Origin of the sequence: Aquipseudomonas guryensis (genome assembly GCF_014164785.1) — a bacterium.
Classification (GTDB): Bacteria; Pseudomonadota; Gammaproteobacteria; order Pseudomonadales; family Pseudomonadaceae; genus Aquipseudomonas; species Aquipseudomonas guryensis.
Genome location: NZ_JACJFN010000001.1, coordinates 1,263,888 through 1,281,018, shown reverse-complemented (window position 1 = coordinate 1,281,018; position 17,131 = coordinate 1,263,888). Strand labels below are relative to the sequence as shown.

Genomic DNA, 17,131 nt, shown 5'->3' with positions numbered 1-17,131 from the left:
TGTAGGAGCCAGCTTGCTGGCGATCAGCGAATCCAATGGCAGTTGGTCTGCTCCCCATCGCCCCGGATCGCCAGCAAGCTGGCTCCTACAACAATCAACAATGCGTCTTCAAATACTCCAGCGGGCATTCACCAGCCGGTCGTTCAATAACTGTGGATCGATAGGCTGGGGGCGACGAGCCAGTGCGGCAAATAACTGCTCCACCGACTCGTCCAGTCGCTCGATCAGTTCATCATCCAGCTGCGACGCACGCTCGCCCTCGGCATAGGCGATCTGCTTGTCCACGGCGAACACGCCATGCAGCATCTCCTGGGCCTTGAGCGCGGCCAGTACCGGCTTCAACGCATAGTCCACGGCCAGCAGGTGCGCCGGGCTGCCACCACTGGCCAGCGGCAGGATGACCTTGTGCGCCAGGGCGCGCTCCGGCAGCAGGTCGAGCAGCACCTTCAGCGCCCCGGTGATCGAGGCCTTGTACACCGGCGTTGCCACCACCAGGCCATCGGCACTGGCCACCACGGCTTGCAGCTGTTGCACCGCCGGGCTGTCGAAGCGGGCGTGCAGCAGATCCTCGGCCGGGAAGTCACGCACCCGCAGCAGGGTCACTTCGACGTGCTGGGCGCGCAGGCGCTGGCTGACATGTTCCAGCAGCACTTCGGTGCGCGAACGCGCCGCGGGGCTGCCGGACAGCAGAACTACGTGCATGGCCAGTCCTTACCGGTTGGGCTGCGGGGTCAGGCGCAGGTAGGGTTTCACCGCGCGATAACCCTGCGGGAAGCGGCGGGCGATCTCTTCCTCGTCCTTCAACGACGGCACGATCACCACCTCGTCACCGTCCACCCAGTTGGCCGGGGTGGCGACCTTGTGGCTGTCGGTCAGTTGCAGCGAATCGATCACCCGCAGGATCTCGTGGAAGTTGCGCCCGGTGCTGGCCGGGTAGGTGATGGTCAGGCGCACCTTCTTGTTCGGGTCGATGACGAACAGCGAACGCACGGTCAGGGTGTCGTTGGCATTCGGGTGGATCAGGTCGTAGAGATCGGAGACCTTGCGGTCAGCATCGGCCAGGATCGGGAAATTGACCGTGGTGTGCTGGGTCTCGTTGATATCGTCGATCCACTTCAGGTGCGAGTCGACCGGGTCCACCGACAGGGCGATGGCCTTGACCCCGCGCTGGGCGAACTCGTCCTTGAGCTTCGCGGTGAAGCCCAACTCGGTGGTGCACACCGGGGTGAAGTCGGCCGGGTGGGAGAAGAGAACGCCCCAGCTGTTGCCCAGCCACTCGTGGAAACGAATGCGGCCTTCACTGGAGTCCTGTTCGAAGTCGGGGGCGATGTCGCCCAGGCGGATGGTCATGCTGCTGCTCCTTGAGCGTCGTTGCGTGGTGCTCACTATGCTCAGGAACGAAATCGAATAAAAAGAATAAATAATGATTTATTTATTCCATAAGGAGATATGCAATGAGTTGCCGCAACCGTACGCGAAAAGCATAAGCATCTAATTATTTATTCTTTCAAAGAATAAAAACGCTCTCCTATAGTCGCTGCGTTCCCCCTCCTTCCAAGGACGTCCGATGAAACGCCTACTGCCCCCTTCCCTGCTGGCCGCCGGCCTGCTGCTAGCCTCCAGCGCCCAGGCCGCGACCCTGCTCAACGTCTCCTACGACGTGATGCGCGACTTCTACAAGGACTACAACGTCGCCTTCCAGCAGCACTGGCAGGCCGAAGGTGGCAAGCCGCTGCAGATCCAGATGTCCCACGGCGGCTCGAGCAAACAGGCACGTGCGGTGATCGACGGCCTGGCCGCCGACGTGATCACCATGAACATGGCCACAGACATCAATGCCCTCGCCGACAATGGCGGCCTGGTGCCCAAGGACTGGGCCGAACGCCTGCCCAACCACAGCGCGCCGTTCACCTCGGCCACCGTATTTATCGTGCGCAAGGGCAACCCCAAGGGCCTGAAGGACTGGCCGGACCTGCTCAAGGACGGCGTGCAGGTGGTAGTACCCAACCCGAAGACTTCGGGCAACGGCCGCTACACCTACCTGTCGGCCTGGGGCTATGTGCTGGAAAAAGGCGGCGACGAAAAAGCCGCCAAGGACTTCGTCGGCAAGCTGTTCAAGCAGGCTCCAGTGCTCGACACCGGCGGCCGCGCCGCGACCACCACTTTTATCCAGAACCAGATCGGCGACGTGCTGGTGACCTTCGAGAACGAAGCCGAGATGATCGCCCGCGAATTCGGCCGTGGCAGCTTCGAAGTGGTCTACCCGAGCGTCTCCGCCGAGGCCGAGCCACCGGTGGCAGTGGTCGACAAGGTGGTCGACAAGAAAGGTACCCGCAAGGAGGCCGAGGCCTACCTGAAGTACCTGTGGTCCGAGGAAGCCCAGCGTATCGCCGCCAACAACTACCTGCGTCCACGCAACGAGAAGATCCTCACCGAGTTCGCCGACCGCTTCCCCAAGGTCACCTTCTTCAACGTGGTGCAGACCTTCGGCGACTGGCCGGTGATCCAGAACACCCACTTCAAGGATGGTGGCATGTTCGACCAGATCTACGTCGGGCAGTAAGCAGCGCCTGAAATGAAAAAGCCCGGCCCTGTGCCGGGCTTTTGCATGAGGCTCAGGCCACCACCGGTTCCGAGCGTTTCAACCCCAGCAGCTCCAGCTCGATGAACAGCAGCACCACTAGCGCCTGGGCGATGACGAAGAAATGCCCGAGCAGATTGGGCGTGACCCAGCCGGCGACCAGCAGCAACAGGCTGTCGACCACCCACAGCGCATTGAGCGCCAGCACCACCCACACCAGCAGGCGGTTGACCCGCTCGCCGCTACCCAGCCAGAGCAGAAACACACCGAGTGGCAGCAGCGCCAGGCCGGCACCGAGCAGCAGCTCGCGCGGCAGCGCCAGCAACTCGGCGAACCAGCCGGCAGCCAGCACCAGCAGGGAGCCAGTGCCCAGGCCGACCAGGCCGTCGGCGAGCAGGGCACGACGCAGCAGCGGGGAAGCATTGAGGGTATGCATGGCGAATCCTCCAGATGAGAGCGCCGGACTGGCGCCTGGGCATAGGGTTCTCCCGTTACACGTGGCGCGTCGATTACCTGCCAGGTAATGGCCGTGCCGAGCACCCTGGTCTATCGTCGGAACCATGAATACAGCCACCTACCCTGTCGGCGCCCTGTTGCGCCAATGGCGCCAGCGCCGCCGCCTGAGCCAGCTCGACCTGGCTTGTGAGGCGGACATCTCCACTCGCCACCTGAGCTTCGTCGAGACCGGCCGCGCCCTGCCCAGCCGCGAGATGCTCCTGCACCTGGCCGAGCAGCTGGAGATCCCTCTGCGCGAACGCAACCGCCTGCTGACCGCCGCCGGCTATGCGCCGCTGTTCAGCCAGCACAGCCTGGATGACCCGGCGCTGGCCGCCGCGCGCAGCGCCATCGAACAGCTGCTCAAGGCCCACGAGCCTTATCCCGCGCTGACCATCGACCGACAGTGGAACCTGCTCGCCGCCAACAGTGCGGTGGCGCCATTTCTGCTTGGCGTGGCCGCGCCACTGCTCGAACCACCGCTCAACGTGCTGCGCCTGTCGCTGCACCCGGACGGCCTGGCACCGCGCATCGTCAACCTGGCGCAGTGGCGCGCCTACCTGCTGATGCGCCTGCAGCACGACATCGAGATCAGCGGCGACCCGCAGCTGATGGCCCTGCAGGAAGAGCTGCTGAGCTACCCGGCCCCCGTCGAGAAGGCCGAAGCGACACCGGAAAGCGTGCTGATGCCGCTGCAGTTCCAGACCGAGCAGGGCGTGCTCAGCCTGATCAGCACCACCACGGTATTCGGTACGCCCAATGACGTGACCCTGGCCGAGCTGGCCCTGGAGACCTTCTTCCCGGCAGACGAAGACAGTGCCGCCTACCTGCGGCAACTGGCGGCAACTTGAGCGGTCACCTCTTGTGCTACGGCCATGCTGCCCCCATCTAGGGTGACTCCCCCAGCCGAGGCCGCGCCATGCTCGAACTTGTTTCCGTCATCACCATCACCCTGCTCGCAGTGATCAGCCCCGGCGCCGACTTCGCCATGGTCAGCCGTAACAGCATGTTCCTCTCGCGCCGTGCCGGCCTGCTCACCGCGCTGGGCATCAGCCTCGGTGTACTGGTGCATGTGACCTACTCGATGCTCGGCATCGGCCTGCTGATCTCGCAATCGATCGTGCTGTTCAACCTGGTCAAGTTCGCCGGTGCGGCCTACCTGATCTGGCTCGGTATAGGCATGCTGCGTAGCCGCAAAGCCGATCCGGCAGCAATGGCAGTGCAAGCGCCGCAACTGTCCGACTGGCAGGCGCTGCGCGTGGGCTTTCTGACCAATGCGCTGAACCCCAAAACCACGCTGTTCGTGGTCGCCCTGTTCAGCCAGGTGATCAGCCCGGACACCGCCGTGCTGACCCAGCTTGGCTACGGCCTGTTCATGGCAGTTGCCCACCTGGGCTGGTTCGCCCTGGTGGCGTATGGATTGTCCTCGGAGGCGGCGCGTGGCTTCGTCACCCGCGCGCGGCATCATATCGAGCGTGCCATCGGTGGCGTGCTGGTGGCGCTGGGCCTGGGGCTAGCCTTGTCGTCCGTGCAACGCACATAAAAAAACCGGGCCTTGCGGCCCGGAAACGTGCTTCCACCTTGAGGCTCGTTTACAGCGCGTGGGCCTGGTACAGCGCGGTCAGTGCCTCGCCGCGCAGGTAGGCCAGCTCCACCGCGCGGCGATCACGCGGTCGGGCCAGCGGGACATTCAGTTCAAGCTGCAGGCGGCTGGGGGTGCCGCCGAGGATCAGCACCCGGTCGCTGAGGTAGAACGCCTCGTCCAAGTCATGGGTGACCAGCAGCAGGGCGATGCCGTAATGCTCGGCGAGGGCAACCACCAGGTCCTGCAGTTTCATGCGGGTGAAGGCATCCACCGCGCTAAAGGGTTCATCGAGCAGCAGCACCTGTGGCCGGCCGAACAGGCCACGGGCGATGGCCACCCGCTGAGCCATGCCGCCGGAGAGTTGCTTGGGCAGTTTGTCGGCATGCCCGGCCAGGCCGACATCCTGCAGCAGCTGCGCCACCCATTCGAGGTCGGCATTCCGGCCGGCGGCAAAGCCGACGTTCTCGGCCACCGTCAGCCAGGGCAGCAGGCGCGGCTCCTGGAACACCACACCGATACCGCTGCCACGGCCGAAGCCGAGCAGCGGGTTGAGCTCCAGGCTGCCGGAAAAGTCGCGATCGAGCCCGGCGGCGATGCGCAGCAGGGTGCTCTTGCCGCAGCCACTGGGGCCGAGCAGGCTGACGATCTCGCCGGGGGCCAGGGCCAGGCTGACTTCATCGAGCACCCGCACGCCGGCGAAGGCCTTGCGGATGCTCTGCAGTTGCAGCAATGCGCTCATCTCAGGCCTCCCCACCGCTGTAGCTGTCGCGCCAATGCAGGGCGCGGCTTTCCAGGTTTTTCAGCAGGCCATCGCTGAGCTTGCCGAGTAGTGCGAGCAGGACGATGGCGGCGAGCACCAGGTCCGGGCGCGATGTCTCGCGACCGTCGCTGAGCAGGTAGCCGAGGCCCTGGGTGGCGGCGATCAGTTCGGCGGCGACGAGGAACATCCAGCTCAAGCTGAGCGCCCCACGCAGGCCGGTAAACAGGTTGGGCAGCGCCGCCGGCAACAGGATGCGCCGGGTCAGGGCGAAGGCCGACAGGCCATGCAGCCGGCCGACTTCCACCAGTTTGCGGTCTACCCCGCGAATGCCGGCGAGCAGCGCCAGGTACACCGGGAAGAAGGCGCCAAGGGCGATCAGCACGATCTTCGGCGTCTCGTCGATGCCCAGCCAGAGCAACAGTAGCGGCACCCAGGCCAGACTGGGAATCGCCCGCAGGGCCTGAAAACTGGGTTCCAGATAGGCCTCGGCGCGGCGACTGAGGCCGACCCAGGCACCGATCAGCACGGCCAGGCCGGCACCGCAGGCAAAACCCGCGGCCACCCGCGCCAGGCTGACGCCGACATGCCCCCACAGCTCGCCGCTGGCGGCCAGCCAGTAGAGCGTTGCGCCGATCTGGCTGGGCGCCGGCAACTGGTGCGCCGGTACCCAGCCCAGGCGCACCAGAGCCTCCAGCAGACCAACCAGCAGCAATGGCAGCACCAGGCCGCGCCAGCCCGCCAGAACGGGGCGGCGCCAGCGCGGCAGGCGCACGGCACTGCGCAGGGCGAACAGGCTGGACGCGGGCATGACCGTTACTCCGCCTTGGCCACGGGCTGGCCGATGACGCTGGCTGCCAGTTGTGGGCTGATCAGTTGCTCGACGGTGGCGGCCACGTCGGTGCCCGGACGCACCAACTGCTCCTCGACCAGGATCGGCGCGGCGGCCTTCAGCGCGGCGATATGCTCGGCACCTGGCTGCGGATTGCTGAAGTCGGTACGCGACAGCTGCAGCTTGGCCACTTCCAGCGGCAGCTTGGCTTCACGGGCGAGCAGCTCGGCGGTCTGCTGCGGATGGGTGACGGCCCAGTGGCGGGCCTTCTCGTAGGCGCCGATGACTTTCTCGATCAGCTTCGGCTGCTCCTTGAGGAAGCTGTCGCTGACGTTGAGCACGCCGTAGCTATTGAAGTCGACATTCCGGTAGAGCAAGCGCGAACCAGCCTGTAGCTGACTGGCGGCCAGGTGCGGATCGAGCCCGGACCAGGCGTCGACGTCACCACGTTCCAGGGCCACGCGGCCATCCGGGTGCTGCAGGTGGACGATGTCCACGTCGCCCTTGTCCAGGCCGGCCGTCTGCAGGCTGCGCAGGAGGAACAGGTAAGGGTCGGTGCCCTTGGTGGCGGCGATCTTCTTGCCCTTGAGGTCGGCCAGGGTCTTGATCGGCGAATCCTTCGGTACCGCCAGGGCGGTCCATTCCGGGCGACTGGCGATGTACACGGTCTTCACCGGGCTGCCGTTGGCCCGACTGAGTACAGCGGCCAGGCCGGCGGTGGAAGCGAAGTCGATGCTGCCGCCATTGAGGTATTCGAGGGAGCGGTTGCTGCCCTGGCTGAACACCCACTTGACGCGGATGCCATCGGCGGCGAGCTGTTTCTCGAGAATGCCCTGCTCCTTCAGCACCAGGCTGGTGGGAGCGTAATAGGCGTAGTCCAGGCGGACTTCCTTGGGGGTTTCAGCGGATACACCGGCGGCAGCCAGGGCGGCCAGCAGGGCGCTGAGGCCGTGACGCAATGTGAAGTGTTTCATGGGGTTCTCCTTGGCTCTTGGGCAGATGCCTTCCGGCCCGATGGCGGGCTGGTCAGGAGGTGGCGCCGGCGGGGTTCGCCGGCACCTGGGTTGAATCAGAGGATCGGCAGGCTGTAGCTGAGGATCAGACGGTTCTCGTCCTGATCAGCCGCCGCGTTGCCGCGCAGGCTGGCGTTACGCCAGGACACGCCGAGGCCCTTGAGGGCGCCGTCCTGCAGGGTGTAATCGAGACGGAAGTCCCGCTCCCACTCCTTCTTGTCGCCGTCGGCCGAGTCGATGTTGTCGCCGGACAGATAGGTGACGGTGGCTTTCAGGCCCGGTACGCCGACCTTGCTGAAGTCGTAGCCGTACTCGGCCAGCCAGGTGCGCTCGCCGGCACTGAGGAACTTGCCGATCTGGCGGTCGGTGATCAGGTAGGCGGTGGCGCCATCGCCCTGGTTCAGATAGGGGAAGTTGCTGTCGCCGGAGACTTCCTGATAGCCGGCGCTCAGCGCATGGCCACCGAGGGTGTAGGTGAACAGCGCGCTCCAGGTGTTGTTGTCGACTTCACCTTTGTCGCTGTCGCCGCTCTCCCAGTAACCGCTGCTCTTGTAGCCATCGGCACGCCCGGCCACGCTGCCGTTCTTGCCATCGGAACTGCTGTTGAAATAGCGCAGGTCGGACTTCAGCGCGCCCGGGCCGATGGCCAGGTTGTGGGTCAGGCCGAGGAAGTGCTGCTGGTAGAACTCGTTCAGCTCGCCGTAGTAGTACTGCGCCAGCAGGTCCTTGCTGATCTTGTAGTCGCCGCCGGCGTAGTAGAACTTGTTACTGAACTGGCCGGTCTTGGCGTTGTTGGCGCCACCGATCGACAGGCCTTCGCTGCTGCTCGAGCTGCGCCCCTTGGCATGCTCCAGCTGGCCGCCGATCAGGGTCAGGTTGTCGATTTCATTGGAGGTGATCTGCCCGCCCTCGAAGGTCTGTGGCAGCAGGCGGCCGTCGTTGAAGGTCACCACCGGCAGCTTCGGCTGCAGGGTGCCGATGCGGCCTTCGGTCTTCGACAGACGAACCTTGCCGGTCAGGCCGAGGCTGCTGAATTGGTCCTCGGCACGACCGTTTTCGTCGGTGGGGAACACGGTGCCGCTGTACTTGCTGGAGTCCGGGTTGTAGTGGCGACCCTTGCCGGAGTCCAGCTTGACCCCGAGCAGGCCGATGGCATCGACGCCGACACCGACGGTGCCTTCGGTGAAACCAGAAATGTAGTTGAACTGGAAACCCTGACCCCATTCTTCCTGGGTGTTGGCCGCTTCGTTGCGAGTGTCCTGGTTGATGTAGAAATTGCGCAGACCGATGGTGGCCTTGCTGTCTTCGATGAAACCGGCGGCGCCGGCCTGTTGGGCGATGGCGCCGAGGGCGACGGCCAGGGCCAGGGATGACTTGTTCATGCTCGATGCTCCAGATGCGTTCTTGGTCTCGTATGGGCTGGGGCTCGAGCCGGCGGTCTGTGTGCCGTGCTGCAGTGAAAGGAGAGCCCCTTGATCGGGCTCGGTGCGGTGGTCCGCTGTCGGCTTGGGGTGCAATCTAGGGGATTTTTTTAATCCCTAAAAAGAATTGTTTTTCACTTTTATGTAACTAAAAAGAATATGCAGGCCTTGGCAACAAACCCATAAGCTAATTCCTGAAAAGTATTTGTAGAGAAGTTTTTAGATCGATTAGCTTGTCTCTACCGGATCACCGGACTTCCTCTTTCCCCGAAGTTTCCTGTGCTCCGCCGCCTCGCAATGGCCGGAGTGCCCCTTGCAGAGGTCTGCCATGTTCCCTCATTCGTTTACCCGTCGTGCCCTGCTCGGCCTCGGCTTGAGCCTCGGCCTGCTCGCCGCCCTGCCGGTCCAGGCCGAAACCCAGCTGCGCATCGGCTACCAGAAATCCTCCACCCTGATCAGCCTGCTGAAGAGCCAGGGCACCCTGGAACAGGCCCTGGCCGGCCAGGACATCCGTATCAGCTGGCACGAATTCGCCAGTGGCCAGCCGCTGCTGGAGGCGCTGAATGTCGGCAATATCGATCTGTCCGCCGATGTCGCCGACACCGTGCCGGTGTTCGCCCAGGCCGCCGGCGCGCAGCTCACCTACTTCGCCCAGGAAGCGCCCTCGCCCGCCGCCCAGGCAATCATCGTGCGCAACGACTCGCCGCTGCACAGCCTGAGCGAGCTGAAAGGCAAGAAAGTGGCAGTGACCAAAGCTGCCGGCAGCCACTACCTGCTGCTCGCCGCCCTGGCCAAGGCAGGGCTGCAGTTCAGCGATATCCAGCCTGCCTACCTGACCCCGGCCGATGGCCGCGCCGCCTTCGAGAACGGCAAGGTGGATGCCTGGGTGACCTGGGAACCCTTCCTCAGCAGCGCCCAGCGCCAGCTGCCGACCCGCACCCTGGCCGATGGTCAGCAGCTGGCCAGCTACCAGCGCTACTACCTGACCAGCAATGCCTTCGCCAAGGCCCGTCCGCAGGTGCTGCAGGTGGTGTTCAACGAGCTGGTGAAGACCGGTGACTGGCTGCGTGCCAATCCAGCCGCAGCGGCCAAGGTGCTCGGCCCGCTGTGGGGCAATCTCGACCCGGCCATCGTCGAGCAGGCCAACCAACGACGCAGCTACCAGGTGCGCGCAGTGCAGGCCGCCAACCTCGGCGAGCAGCAGAAGATCGCCGACGCCTTCTTCGCCGAAGGTCTGCTGCCCAAGGCGGTGGACGCCAGCCAGGTAGCGATCTGGCAACCGGAGGCGAAGCATGGCCAGTGAAGCCCGCCACCTGCACCCGCAGGCCGAGCCGCTGCTGGATGCGCGGCTGTTCCCCGTCGACTTCGGCACCCTGACCAGCAAGGTCGAGCGCCTGGCGCGCAAGCTCGCCGACAGTGCCATCGAACGCGACAAGCGCGGCGGCCATGCCCGCGCCGAGCGCGAGCTGATCCGCGACAGCGGCCTGCTCAGCCTGGCCATCCCGCAGCGCTACGATGGCCTGGGCAAGAGCTGGCCGGAGATCTACCGCATCGTCCGTCATCTGGCGGCGGCGGACAGCTCGCTGGCCCACCTGTTCGCCTTCAACCACCTGCAGGTGGCCACCATTCTCCTGCACGGCAGCGCCGAGCAGCAGCGCCACTGGCTGAGCCGCAGCGTGCAGGAGCGCTGGTTCTGGGGCAACGCCAGCAACGGCCGCGACCTGGGCCTGCAGTTGCAGGCACGCGAGGAACACTTCGAGCTCAACGGCAGCAAGTCCTTCTGTTCCGGCGCCCTCGGCGCCGATGCTCTGCTGGTCAGCGCGCCGCGCGGCAAGAGCGCCACGGAACGGGTGTTCCTGACCCTGCCGGCGCAGCGCGACGGCCTGGCAATCAACGACGACTGGGACGCCTTCGGCCAGCGCCAGACCGACAGCGGCACGGTGCAGTTCGAGAATGTCTTCGTCGACCGCGACGAGCTGCTGGTCTCCGGCGGCCAGAGTCCGCGCAGCAGCCTGCGGGTCTGCGTGTCGCAGCTGATCCTCACCCAGCTCTACCTGGGCAATGCCCAGGCCGCGCTGGATGGCGCGCTGCGCTACACCCGCGAGCAGGCCCGCGCCTGGCCCGGCTCCGGGGTGGCCACGGCGAGCGAGGACCCGCTGATCCAGAAGCGCTACGGCGAACTCTGGCTGCTCTACCGCGGCGCTCTGCTACTGGCGGAACATGCCGCCGAGCGCCTGCAGCAGGCCTGGGAGAAACCGGCACTGGGCGCTGCCGAGCGTGGCGAGGTGGCGCTGCTGATCGCCGAGGCACGGGTCGCCTCGGCCCGTGCGGCGCTGGAGATCACCAGCCAGGTGTTCGAGGCCATGGGCGCCCGCGCCACCGCCTCGCGCTACGGCTTCGACCGTTTCTGGCGCAACGTGCGGGTGCACAGCCTGCACGACCCGCTAGATCACAAGGTGCGCGATGTCGGCCACTGGCTGCTCAGCGGCGTGCCGCCGACGCCATCGCTGTATTCCTGAACACACGTTTGCACGGGGGCCGTCTCAGGCAGGGCGGCTCCCGTTTTTTGCGCGCGGCTTGAATGCCGGGCGCTGGCATAAGCTTCGATTGCTAGCTGATTAACGTGCCGGCCCGAGCTTCTGGTTTCGCCCTCCTGGGCGACTCACTTTTTCCAAACGCGGAAAAAGTAAGCAAAAACGCTGTGCCCCTGCATACGGCCCCGGCTGCGCCGGGGTTCGTTCGCTCCATCGCCGCTTCAGGGGCCCGCCGCGAAGGGCCATCCCTGGCCCATCGCGGCTCTCGCGGCATCCATGCCGCTCAACCCCTTCCACGACGATTCCACTCACCCTCCTGAAGGGGCGTTTGGTGTTGCCTGACAGATCGTGTGATGAAAAAGCAAAAAGCCCTCAAGCAACTCGGAGCTCGATCCCCCGTCAGGAGGCCGAGCGTAGGTGTTGCGCAGGGGGACGAGCCGCAGGGATGCGGCGAGAGGCTTAAAGGGCCAGGGACGGTCCTTGTAAGCCGGCCCCCGGAGCAGCACCGGAGGGAGGGAAGTTTCGCGCAGCGAAACCCGGATGTCGGGGCGCACTTCTCTTTGGTTACTTTCTCTTGTGCGAGCAAGAGAAAGTGACTCGCCCGGGAGGGCGAAACCAGAAGCTCGGGCCTGCACATTAACCAGCCAGCCACCAAAACCGCAGCCACCTCTAACGAAGCCAAAACCAGCAAATCGTCAGAGCACCAGCCGCTGCCGCAGCTCCGCGCGCTCATCCGCCGTCAGCAATCCCAGCTGCTGCTCGATCACCTGCAACGGCGCACTGGCCGGCAAGTTGAGGTGCTGCGGCAGAATCTCCGCGCCACTGCTGACCAGCAGGGCGAAGTGGATAACGTTCTCCAGCTCACGGGTATTGCCGTACCAGTGATGACTTTCCAGGGCAGCCTGCACCGCCGTGCCGAGCAGCGGAATGGCCAAGCCCAGGCGCTGGGCATAGATGCCGAGGAAATACTCGGCCAGCGGCAGGATATCGCCCGGCCGCTCGCGTAGCGCCGGCAGCTCCAGACGGCCTTCGTTGAGGTACAGATAGAGGCGTTCGCTGAACTTACCGGCGGCTACCGCCTGAGCCAGGTCGATGCTGGTGGCGACCACCAGACGGACATCCACCGGGGTGGCGTGATGGGCACCGACGCGCAGTACCTCGCGGGTTTCCAGCACGCTCAGCAGTTGATCCTGCAAGGCACGCGGCAGATCACCTATCTCGTCCAGGTAGAGGGTGCCGCCGGTGGCCGACCCGAACCAGCCGGCACGGCTGCTGGCCGCCCCGGCATAGGCGCCAGCGGCATAGCCGAACAGTTCGGCCTCGCCCCACTGCGGACTGATCGCCCCACAGTTGACCGCGACGAACAGGCCGCCGCGCTCGCTTTCGCGGTGGATATGCCGCGCCAGCAGCTCCTTGCCGGTGCCGGTTTCGCCGACGATCAGCACCGGCAAGTCGATGGCGGCCAGCAGATTGGCCTGCTCGCGCAGCTCACGGGAGCGTGGGTCGACAAACACCAGCGCCTTGGCACGGATGCTCAGCGGGCTCTTCTCGGTGTCGGCAAAGGTCAGCAGGGCTTGCTGGGGATAATGGGGGCGGCTCATGGATCGGTTTCTCTGTGCGCGATGAGCCACCGCACAGCAGCGGACTCAGGATGAATAAGGGACGTAAACGGGCACGCCGCCGGGCATTCGCCTGGCCGGCAAACAACCGGGGCGCGGGCTCACGCGCGCCGCCGTGCCTGCTGTTCGATCTGGCTCTGCAGGCGATACAGGTAGGCGAAACCCTGCTCCCAGCGCTGGTGGCCGGACTTCACGTTGATATGCCCGGCGCCTGTCAGCACAGCGGCCTGCGCACCCCAGTCACGGGCCAGTTGCAGGGCGCGGGCGGCGCTCGCCGCCGGGTCGTTGTCGGAGCCGACCAATTGGCTGGGAAACGGCAGCAGGTCCCGCGGGATCGGCGCGAAGCCTTTCAGGGCTTCAGGGCAGCCAGGCCGCTCGACATCCGCCGGGGCCACCAGCAAGGCACCACGCACCTGGCGTAGTGAAGCCAGCGGTGCCTGTGCCGCCCAGCGCGCCACGGTGACGCAGCCGAGGCTGTGGGCGATGAGGATCACCGGGCTGCTGGCAGCACCGACGGCGCGCTCCAGGGCAGCGACCCAACTGGCCGGATCGGGCTGATCCCAGTCGGCCTGTTCGACCCGCGAGGCGTTCGGCAGGCTGCGCAGCCAGTGGCTTTGCCAGTGATTGTCCGGCGAGCCCTGCCAGCCCGGCAGGATCAGATAACGGATGGATTGGCTGCGCATCGCGGGCCTCCTTGAGCGGTGTGTGGAGGCCAGTCTAGGAGGGCAAAATAAAGATGTTAAGGAATAAGAAATTATTTGTTTATAACTTAAACACCAGATAGACCTGCAATCTCACCCCAGCACTATGCAATTCTTGCCATTGTGCTTGGCCTGGTACATGGCCTCGTCGGCGCGCACGTAGAGGGCTTCCAGGCTGTCATCCACGGTCAGGCTGGTGAGGCCCTGGCTGATAGTCACGCTGAAGGTCCGCTCACCGGCCGTGAAACTCAGGCGCTGCACTTCGCGCTGCAGGCGCTCGGCCATCTGTCTGGCCTGCTGGGCATCGCAACCGGGGAAGATGGCGGCGAACTCCTCGCCGCCGATGCGCCCGAACAGGTCGTCGCGGCGCAGCACATAGGCGCCGCAGTGGGCGATGCGTTGCAGTACGCGGTCACCGATCTGGTGGCCGTAGCTGTCGTTGATCTTCTTGAAGTCGTCGATATCGAACAGCAGGAAGGCCAGGTCGTGAGCATTGCCGCGCGCCTGCTCCAGAGCCCGCTCGGCACTCTCGAAGAAGTAGCGGCGGTTGTGGATGCCGGTCAGCACGTCGGTGGTGGCCAGACGGTGCAGCTCCCCCTGTAGCTGCTTCTTCTCGGTAATGTCCTCGGCGATGCCGACGATCAGCGGCTGGCCCTCGGGAGTACTGCGCGGGCTGACGAAACACTTGTCGCTGAGCCAGCGGATCTGTCCGTCACCACGGATGATGCGGTATTCGCGCTGCTCCACCGCGCCAGCCTCGAGCACGGCGGCCAGGCTCTGCGCGGCGTATTCCATGTCGTCCGGGTAGATGCTGTTGAGCCACTCACCGTAGTCGCTCATCAGCAGCGCGGCCGAGCGGCCGAACACGCTCTCGTAGGCCGGGCTGACGTAAACCACCCGTTGCTGCTGCCAGTCGAAGGCCCATAGCACCACGTTGACGCTACCCAACAGGCTGCTGACCAGCTGCTCGCGCTCGCGCAGCCGCTCGACCTCGCCCCGGCTGTGAAGCAGGGCGAGAGTGAGCGTTTCCAACTCGCTCGGTGCTTGGGTTTTGTCGTCCATGAACTCACCTCCTGACTGCCTGCTCACAGACTATTCCCCACGTTAGAGCCTGGCGATGGGGAGAAACCGATGATGTGACGAGCGGCAGAAAAACCGACAACTCCGTCAGGAACCGGGAACTGATTGACCTGCGCGGCACTCGCTGGGACGCAGACCTGGCACCCCTGATAGACAATAAAAGAATATATAAATAGTTAAATATTCTTTTTAAGCATATTAAATCTCCTTCTACTATCCGCTCCACGCCCAGCACCCAACCCCGGTAAGGGCACCTTTGCATAGGAGCGAAGCATGAGCGCCACTCTCAGAAGCGTCGAAGGCCAGGATGAAGCCAGCGTCCTGCGCGAGATCCAGGCAGCCCTGCAGGGCCTGCGCTTTGGTTCGGTGGAAATCACCGTGCACAACGCTCAGGTCGTACAGATCGAGCGCAAGGAAAAAATCCGCCTGCAGGCCCCGGCCAGCAAACAACCCTGATTACTCAAGAACCCGACTGGACAACCAGAGGGTGCCAACCCTGAAGCCCATAACACCTACACGCCAACACCACAGAATTCTCAGGAGCACCACCATGTCCATTCGCCGTTTCGCCCTGGCCGCTCTGGCCTCCGCCTTGATCGCCGGCCCGGCCGCAGCCGCTACGGAAATCCTCAACGTGTCCTATGACCCGACCCGTGAGCTGTATCAGGAGTTCAACGCCGCCTTCAACAAGCACTGGACCGCCCAGGGCAAGGAAGCGGTGACCGTGCAGCAATCCCACGGCGGCTCGGGCAAGCAGGCCCGCGCGGTGATCGACGGCCTGCGTGCCGACGTAGTGACCCTGGCCCTGGCTGGCGATATCGACGAGCTGAACAAGCTCGGCAAGCTGATCCCGGCGGACTGGCAGAGCCGCCTGCCACAGTCCAGCACCCCCTACACCTCGACCATCGTGTTCCTGGTTCGCAAGGGCAACCCGGAAGGCATCAAGGACTGGGACGACCTGGTCAAGCCGGGCGTGGAAGTGATTACCCCCAACCCGAAAACCTCCGGCGGTGCACGCTGGAACTTCCTCGCCGCCTGGGCCTTCGCCCAGCAGAAATACGGCAGCGAAGCCAAGGCCCAGGAATTCGTCGAGAAGCTGTACAAGAACGTCCCGGTGCTGGACACCGGCGCCCGTGGTTCGACCATCACCTTCGTCAACAACCAGATCGGCGACGTGCTGCTGGCCTGGGAAAACGAGGCCTTCCTGGCTCTCAAGGAACAAGGTGGCGACCAGTTCGAAATCGTCGCGCCGAGCCTGTCGATCCTCGCCGAGCCGCCGGTAGCCGTGGTCGACAAGAACGTCGACAAGAAAGGCACCCGTGAAGTGGCGACCGCCTACCTCAACTACCTGTACAGCGAGGAAGGCCAGCGCATCGCCGCGAAGAACTTCTACCGCCCGCGTAACGAAGCGGTGGCCGCCGAGTACGCCAAACAGTTCCCGGCGCTGAAGCTGGTGACCATCGATAAGGACTTCAACGGCTGGAAAACCGCGCAGCCGAAGTTCTTCAACGACGGTGGCATTTTCGACCAGATCTACCAGGCGCAGTAAGCCGAAACCTGCCACGGGCCTCGGCGCCTGTGGCTTATCAATGGGTGGGGCGGGTGTCATCCGCGTGATAAACCGAAACACGGGCTCACGCGGGTTGCACCCGGCCTCCGCTGACCCGCAACGATAAGGGACAGACGATGTCACGCCGCATTTCCCCCGTCATACCCGGCTTCGGGCTGACGCTGGGCTACACCCTGGTGTACCTCAGCCTGTTGGTGCTGATTCCCCTGGGTGCCATGTTCGTCCACGCCGCCCAGCTCAGCTGGGGCGAATTCTGGGCCATCATTTCCGCACCGCGGGTGCTGGCCGCACTGAAACTGAGCTTCACCACCGCCTTCGCCGCCGCCGTGATCAACGGCATCATCGGCACCCTGCTGGCCTGGGCCCTGGTGCGCTACACCTTCCCCGGGCGCAAGGTCATCGATGCGATGATCGACCTGCCATTCGCCTTGCCCACCGCCGTCGCCGGCATCGCCCTCACCGCGCTGTACGCCCCGGCCGGCCCGGTTGGGCAGATCGCCACCTGGTTGGGTTTCAAGATCGCCTATACGCCGCTAGGCATCACCCTGGCACTGACCTTCGTGACCCTGCCGTTCGTCGTGCGCACCCTGCAGCCAGTACTAGCGGATATCCCCCGTGAGGTGGAAGAAGCCGCCGCCTGCCTGGGCGCCAAACCCTTCCAGGTGTTCCGCCATGTACTGCTGCCGGCGCTGCTGCCGGCCTGGCTGACCGGCTTCGCCCTGGCCTTCGCCCGCGGCGTCGGCGAGTACGGCTCGGTGATCTTCATCGCCGGCAATATGCCGATGAAGACCGAGATCCTGCCGCTGCTGATCATGGTCAAGCTCGACCAGTACGACTACACCGGCGCCACGGCCATCGGCGTGCTGATGCTGGTGGTCTCCTTCCTCCTGCTGCTGCTGATCAACCTGCTGCAGCGCCGCATCGAAAAGCCCTGAGGAGCCGC

Annotated in this window: 18 protein-coding genes; 8 read left to right on the top strand and 10 right to left on the bottom strand. The window is 64.8% G+C overall.

Annotated features, from left to right (window positions below; genetic code table 11):
* Positions 1-108: 108 nt before the first annotated feature.
* Together ssuE and H3H45_RS05840 are read right to left on the bottom strand one after the other, a co-directional pair.
* The gene (gene ssuE, locus H3H45_RS05845; RefSeq protein ID WP_182832771.1) at positions 109-702 is read right to left on the bottom strand and encodes an NADPH-dependent FMN reductase; all 594 of its coding nucleotides are present in this window, start codon (positions 700-702) and stop codon (positions 109-111) included.
* A 9-nt stretch (positions 703-711) separates the two neighbouring features.
* Complete coding sequence (locus H3H45_RS05840; protein WP_182832770.1) at positions 712-1,350, bottom strand: peroxiredoxin; 639 nt, start codon at positions 1,348-1,350, stop codon at positions 712-714.
* A 217-nt stretch (positions 1,351-1,567) separates the two neighbouring features.
* Between H3H45_RS05840 and H3H45_RS05835 the strand changes: the two genes are divergently transcribed.
* Positions 1,568-2,563, top strand: coding sequence for a sulfate ABC transporter substrate-binding protein (locus H3H45_RS05835; RefSeq protein WP_182832769.1), 996 nt, complete (start codon positions 1,568-1,570; stop codon positions 2,561-2,563).
* Between the two features lie 52 nt (positions 2,564-2,615).
* On the opposite strand, the gene H3H45_RS05830 is transcribed toward H3H45_RS05835, so the two are convergent.
* On the bottom strand, positions 2,616-3,017 hold the full coding sequence (locus H3H45_RS05830) for a hypothetical protein (protein WP_182832768.1): 402 nt from the start codon (positions 3,015-3,017) through the stop codon (positions 2,616-2,618).
* Between the two features lie 124 nt (positions 3,018-3,141).
* Here H3H45_RS05830 and H3H45_RS05825 point away from each other — a divergent pair, with 124 nt between their 5' ends.
* Positions 3,142-3,927: an MmyB family transcriptional regulator gene (locus tag H3H45_RS05825; protein ID WP_182832767.1), complete on the top strand. Its 786-nt coding sequence runs from the start codon at positions 3,142-3,144 to the stop codon at positions 3,925-3,927.
* Between the two features lie 68 nt (positions 3,928-3,995).
* A complete protein-coding gene (locus tag H3H45_RS05820) occupies positions 3,996-4,619 on the top strand; it encodes a LysE family transporter (RefSeq protein WP_182832766.1) in 624 nt (207 codons plus the stop codon).
* A 49-nt stretch (positions 4,620-4,668) separates the two neighbouring features.
* On the opposite strand, the gene H3H45_RS05815 is transcribed toward H3H45_RS05820, so the two are convergent.
* The 4 genes from H3H45_RS05815 to H3H45_RS05800 all read right to left on the bottom strand — a co-directional run bounded on the left by H3H45_RS05815 (position 4,669) and on the right by H3H45_RS05800 (position 8,645).
* The gene (locus tag H3H45_RS05815) at positions 4,669-5,400 is read right to left on the bottom strand and encodes an ABC transporter ATP-binding protein (protein WP_182832765.1); all 732 of its coding nucleotides are present in this window, start codon (positions 5,398-5,400) and stop codon (positions 4,669-4,671) included.
* Position 5,401: 1 nt separating this feature from the next.
* A complete protein-coding gene (locus H3H45_RS05810) occupies positions 5,402-6,229 on the bottom strand; it encodes an ABC transporter permease (protein WP_182832764.1) in 828 nt (275 codons plus the stop codon).
* A gap of 5 nt (positions 6,230-6,234) precedes the next feature.
* Positions 6,235-7,224 (bottom strand): aliphatic sulfonate ABC transporter substrate-binding protein, encoded by a 990-nt coding sequence (locus tag H3H45_RS05805; RefSeq protein WP_182832763.1) that lies wholly within the window; start codon positions 7,222-7,224, stop codon positions 6,235-6,237.
* 95 nt (positions 7,225-7,319) lie between these two features.
* The gene (locus H3H45_RS05800; protein WP_182832762.1) at positions 7,320-8,645 is read right to left on the bottom strand and encodes an OprD family porin; all 1,326 of its coding nucleotides are present in this window, start codon (positions 8,643-8,645) and stop codon (positions 7,320-7,322) included.
* Between the two features lie 367 nt (positions 8,646-9,012).
* Between H3H45_RS05800 and H3H45_RS05795 the strand changes: the two genes are divergently transcribed.
* Together H3H45_RS05795 and H3H45_RS05790 are read left to right on the top strand one after the other, a co-directional pair.
* A complete protein-coding gene (locus tag H3H45_RS05795) occupies positions 9,013-9,987 on the top strand; it encodes an aliphatic sulfonate ABC transporter substrate-binding protein (RefSeq protein ID WP_182832761.1) in 975 nt (324 codons plus the stop codon).
* Entirely contained in the window at positions 9,977-11,203 is a 1,227-nt protein-coding gene (locus H3H45_RS05790; RefSeq protein WP_182832760.1) for an acyl-CoA dehydrogenase family protein, read from the top strand. The genes H3H45_RS05795 and H3H45_RS05790 overlap by 11 nt, the downstream gene beginning before the upstream one ends.
* 710 nt (positions 11,204-11,913) lie before the next feature.
* On the opposite strand, the gene H3H45_RS05785 is transcribed toward H3H45_RS05790, so the two are convergent.
* From H3H45_RS05785 to H3H45_RS05775, 3 genes are all read right to left on the bottom strand, one after another.
* Positions 11,914-12,819 (bottom strand): sigma 54-interacting transcriptional regulator, encoded by a 906-nt coding sequence (locus H3H45_RS05785; RefSeq protein WP_182832759.1) that lies wholly within the window; start codon positions 12,817-12,819, stop codon positions 11,914-11,916.
* A 119-nt stretch (positions 12,820-12,938) separates the two neighbouring features.
* Positions 12,939-13,520 (bottom strand): RBBP9/YdeN family alpha/beta hydrolase, encoded by a 582-nt coding sequence (locus H3H45_RS05780; protein ID WP_182832758.1) that lies wholly within the window; start codon positions 13,518-13,520, stop codon positions 12,939-12,941.
* 111 nt (positions 13,521-13,631) lie between these two features.
* The gene (locus H3H45_RS05775) at positions 13,632-14,600 is read right to left on the bottom strand and encodes a GGDEF domain-containing protein (protein WP_182832757.1); all 969 of its coding nucleotides are present in this window, start codon (positions 14,598-14,600) and stop codon (positions 13,632-13,634) included.
* 291 nt (positions 14,601-14,891) lie between these two features.
* On the opposite strand from H3H45_RS05775, the gene oscA reads away from it, so the two are divergent.
* The 3 genes from oscA (at position 14,892) to cysT (ending at position 17,123) form a co-directional block, all read left to right on the top strand.
* Positions 14,892-15,074 carry a sulfur starvation response protein OscA gene (oscA, locus tag H3H45_RS05770; protein ID WP_182832756.1) on the top strand — a complete coding sequence of 61 codons (183 nt, stop codon included), beginning with the start codon at positions 14,892-14,894 and terminating at the stop codon, positions 15,072-15,074.
* Positions 15,075-15,168: 94 nt separating this feature from the next.
* The gene (locus H3H45_RS05765) at positions 15,169-16,167 is read left to right on the top strand and encodes a sulfate ABC transporter substrate-binding protein (protein WP_182832755.1); all 999 of its coding nucleotides are present in this window, start codon (positions 15,169-15,171) and stop codon (positions 16,165-16,167) included.
* Between the two features lie 137 nt (positions 16,168-16,304).
* Positions 16,305-17,123 (top strand): sulfate ABC transporter permease subunit CysT, encoded by an 819-nt coding sequence (gene cysT / locus H3H45_RS05760; RefSeq protein ID WP_182832754.1) that lies wholly within the window; start codon positions 16,305-16,307, stop codon positions 17,121-17,123.
* Positions 17,124-17,131 lie beyond the last annotated feature (8 nt).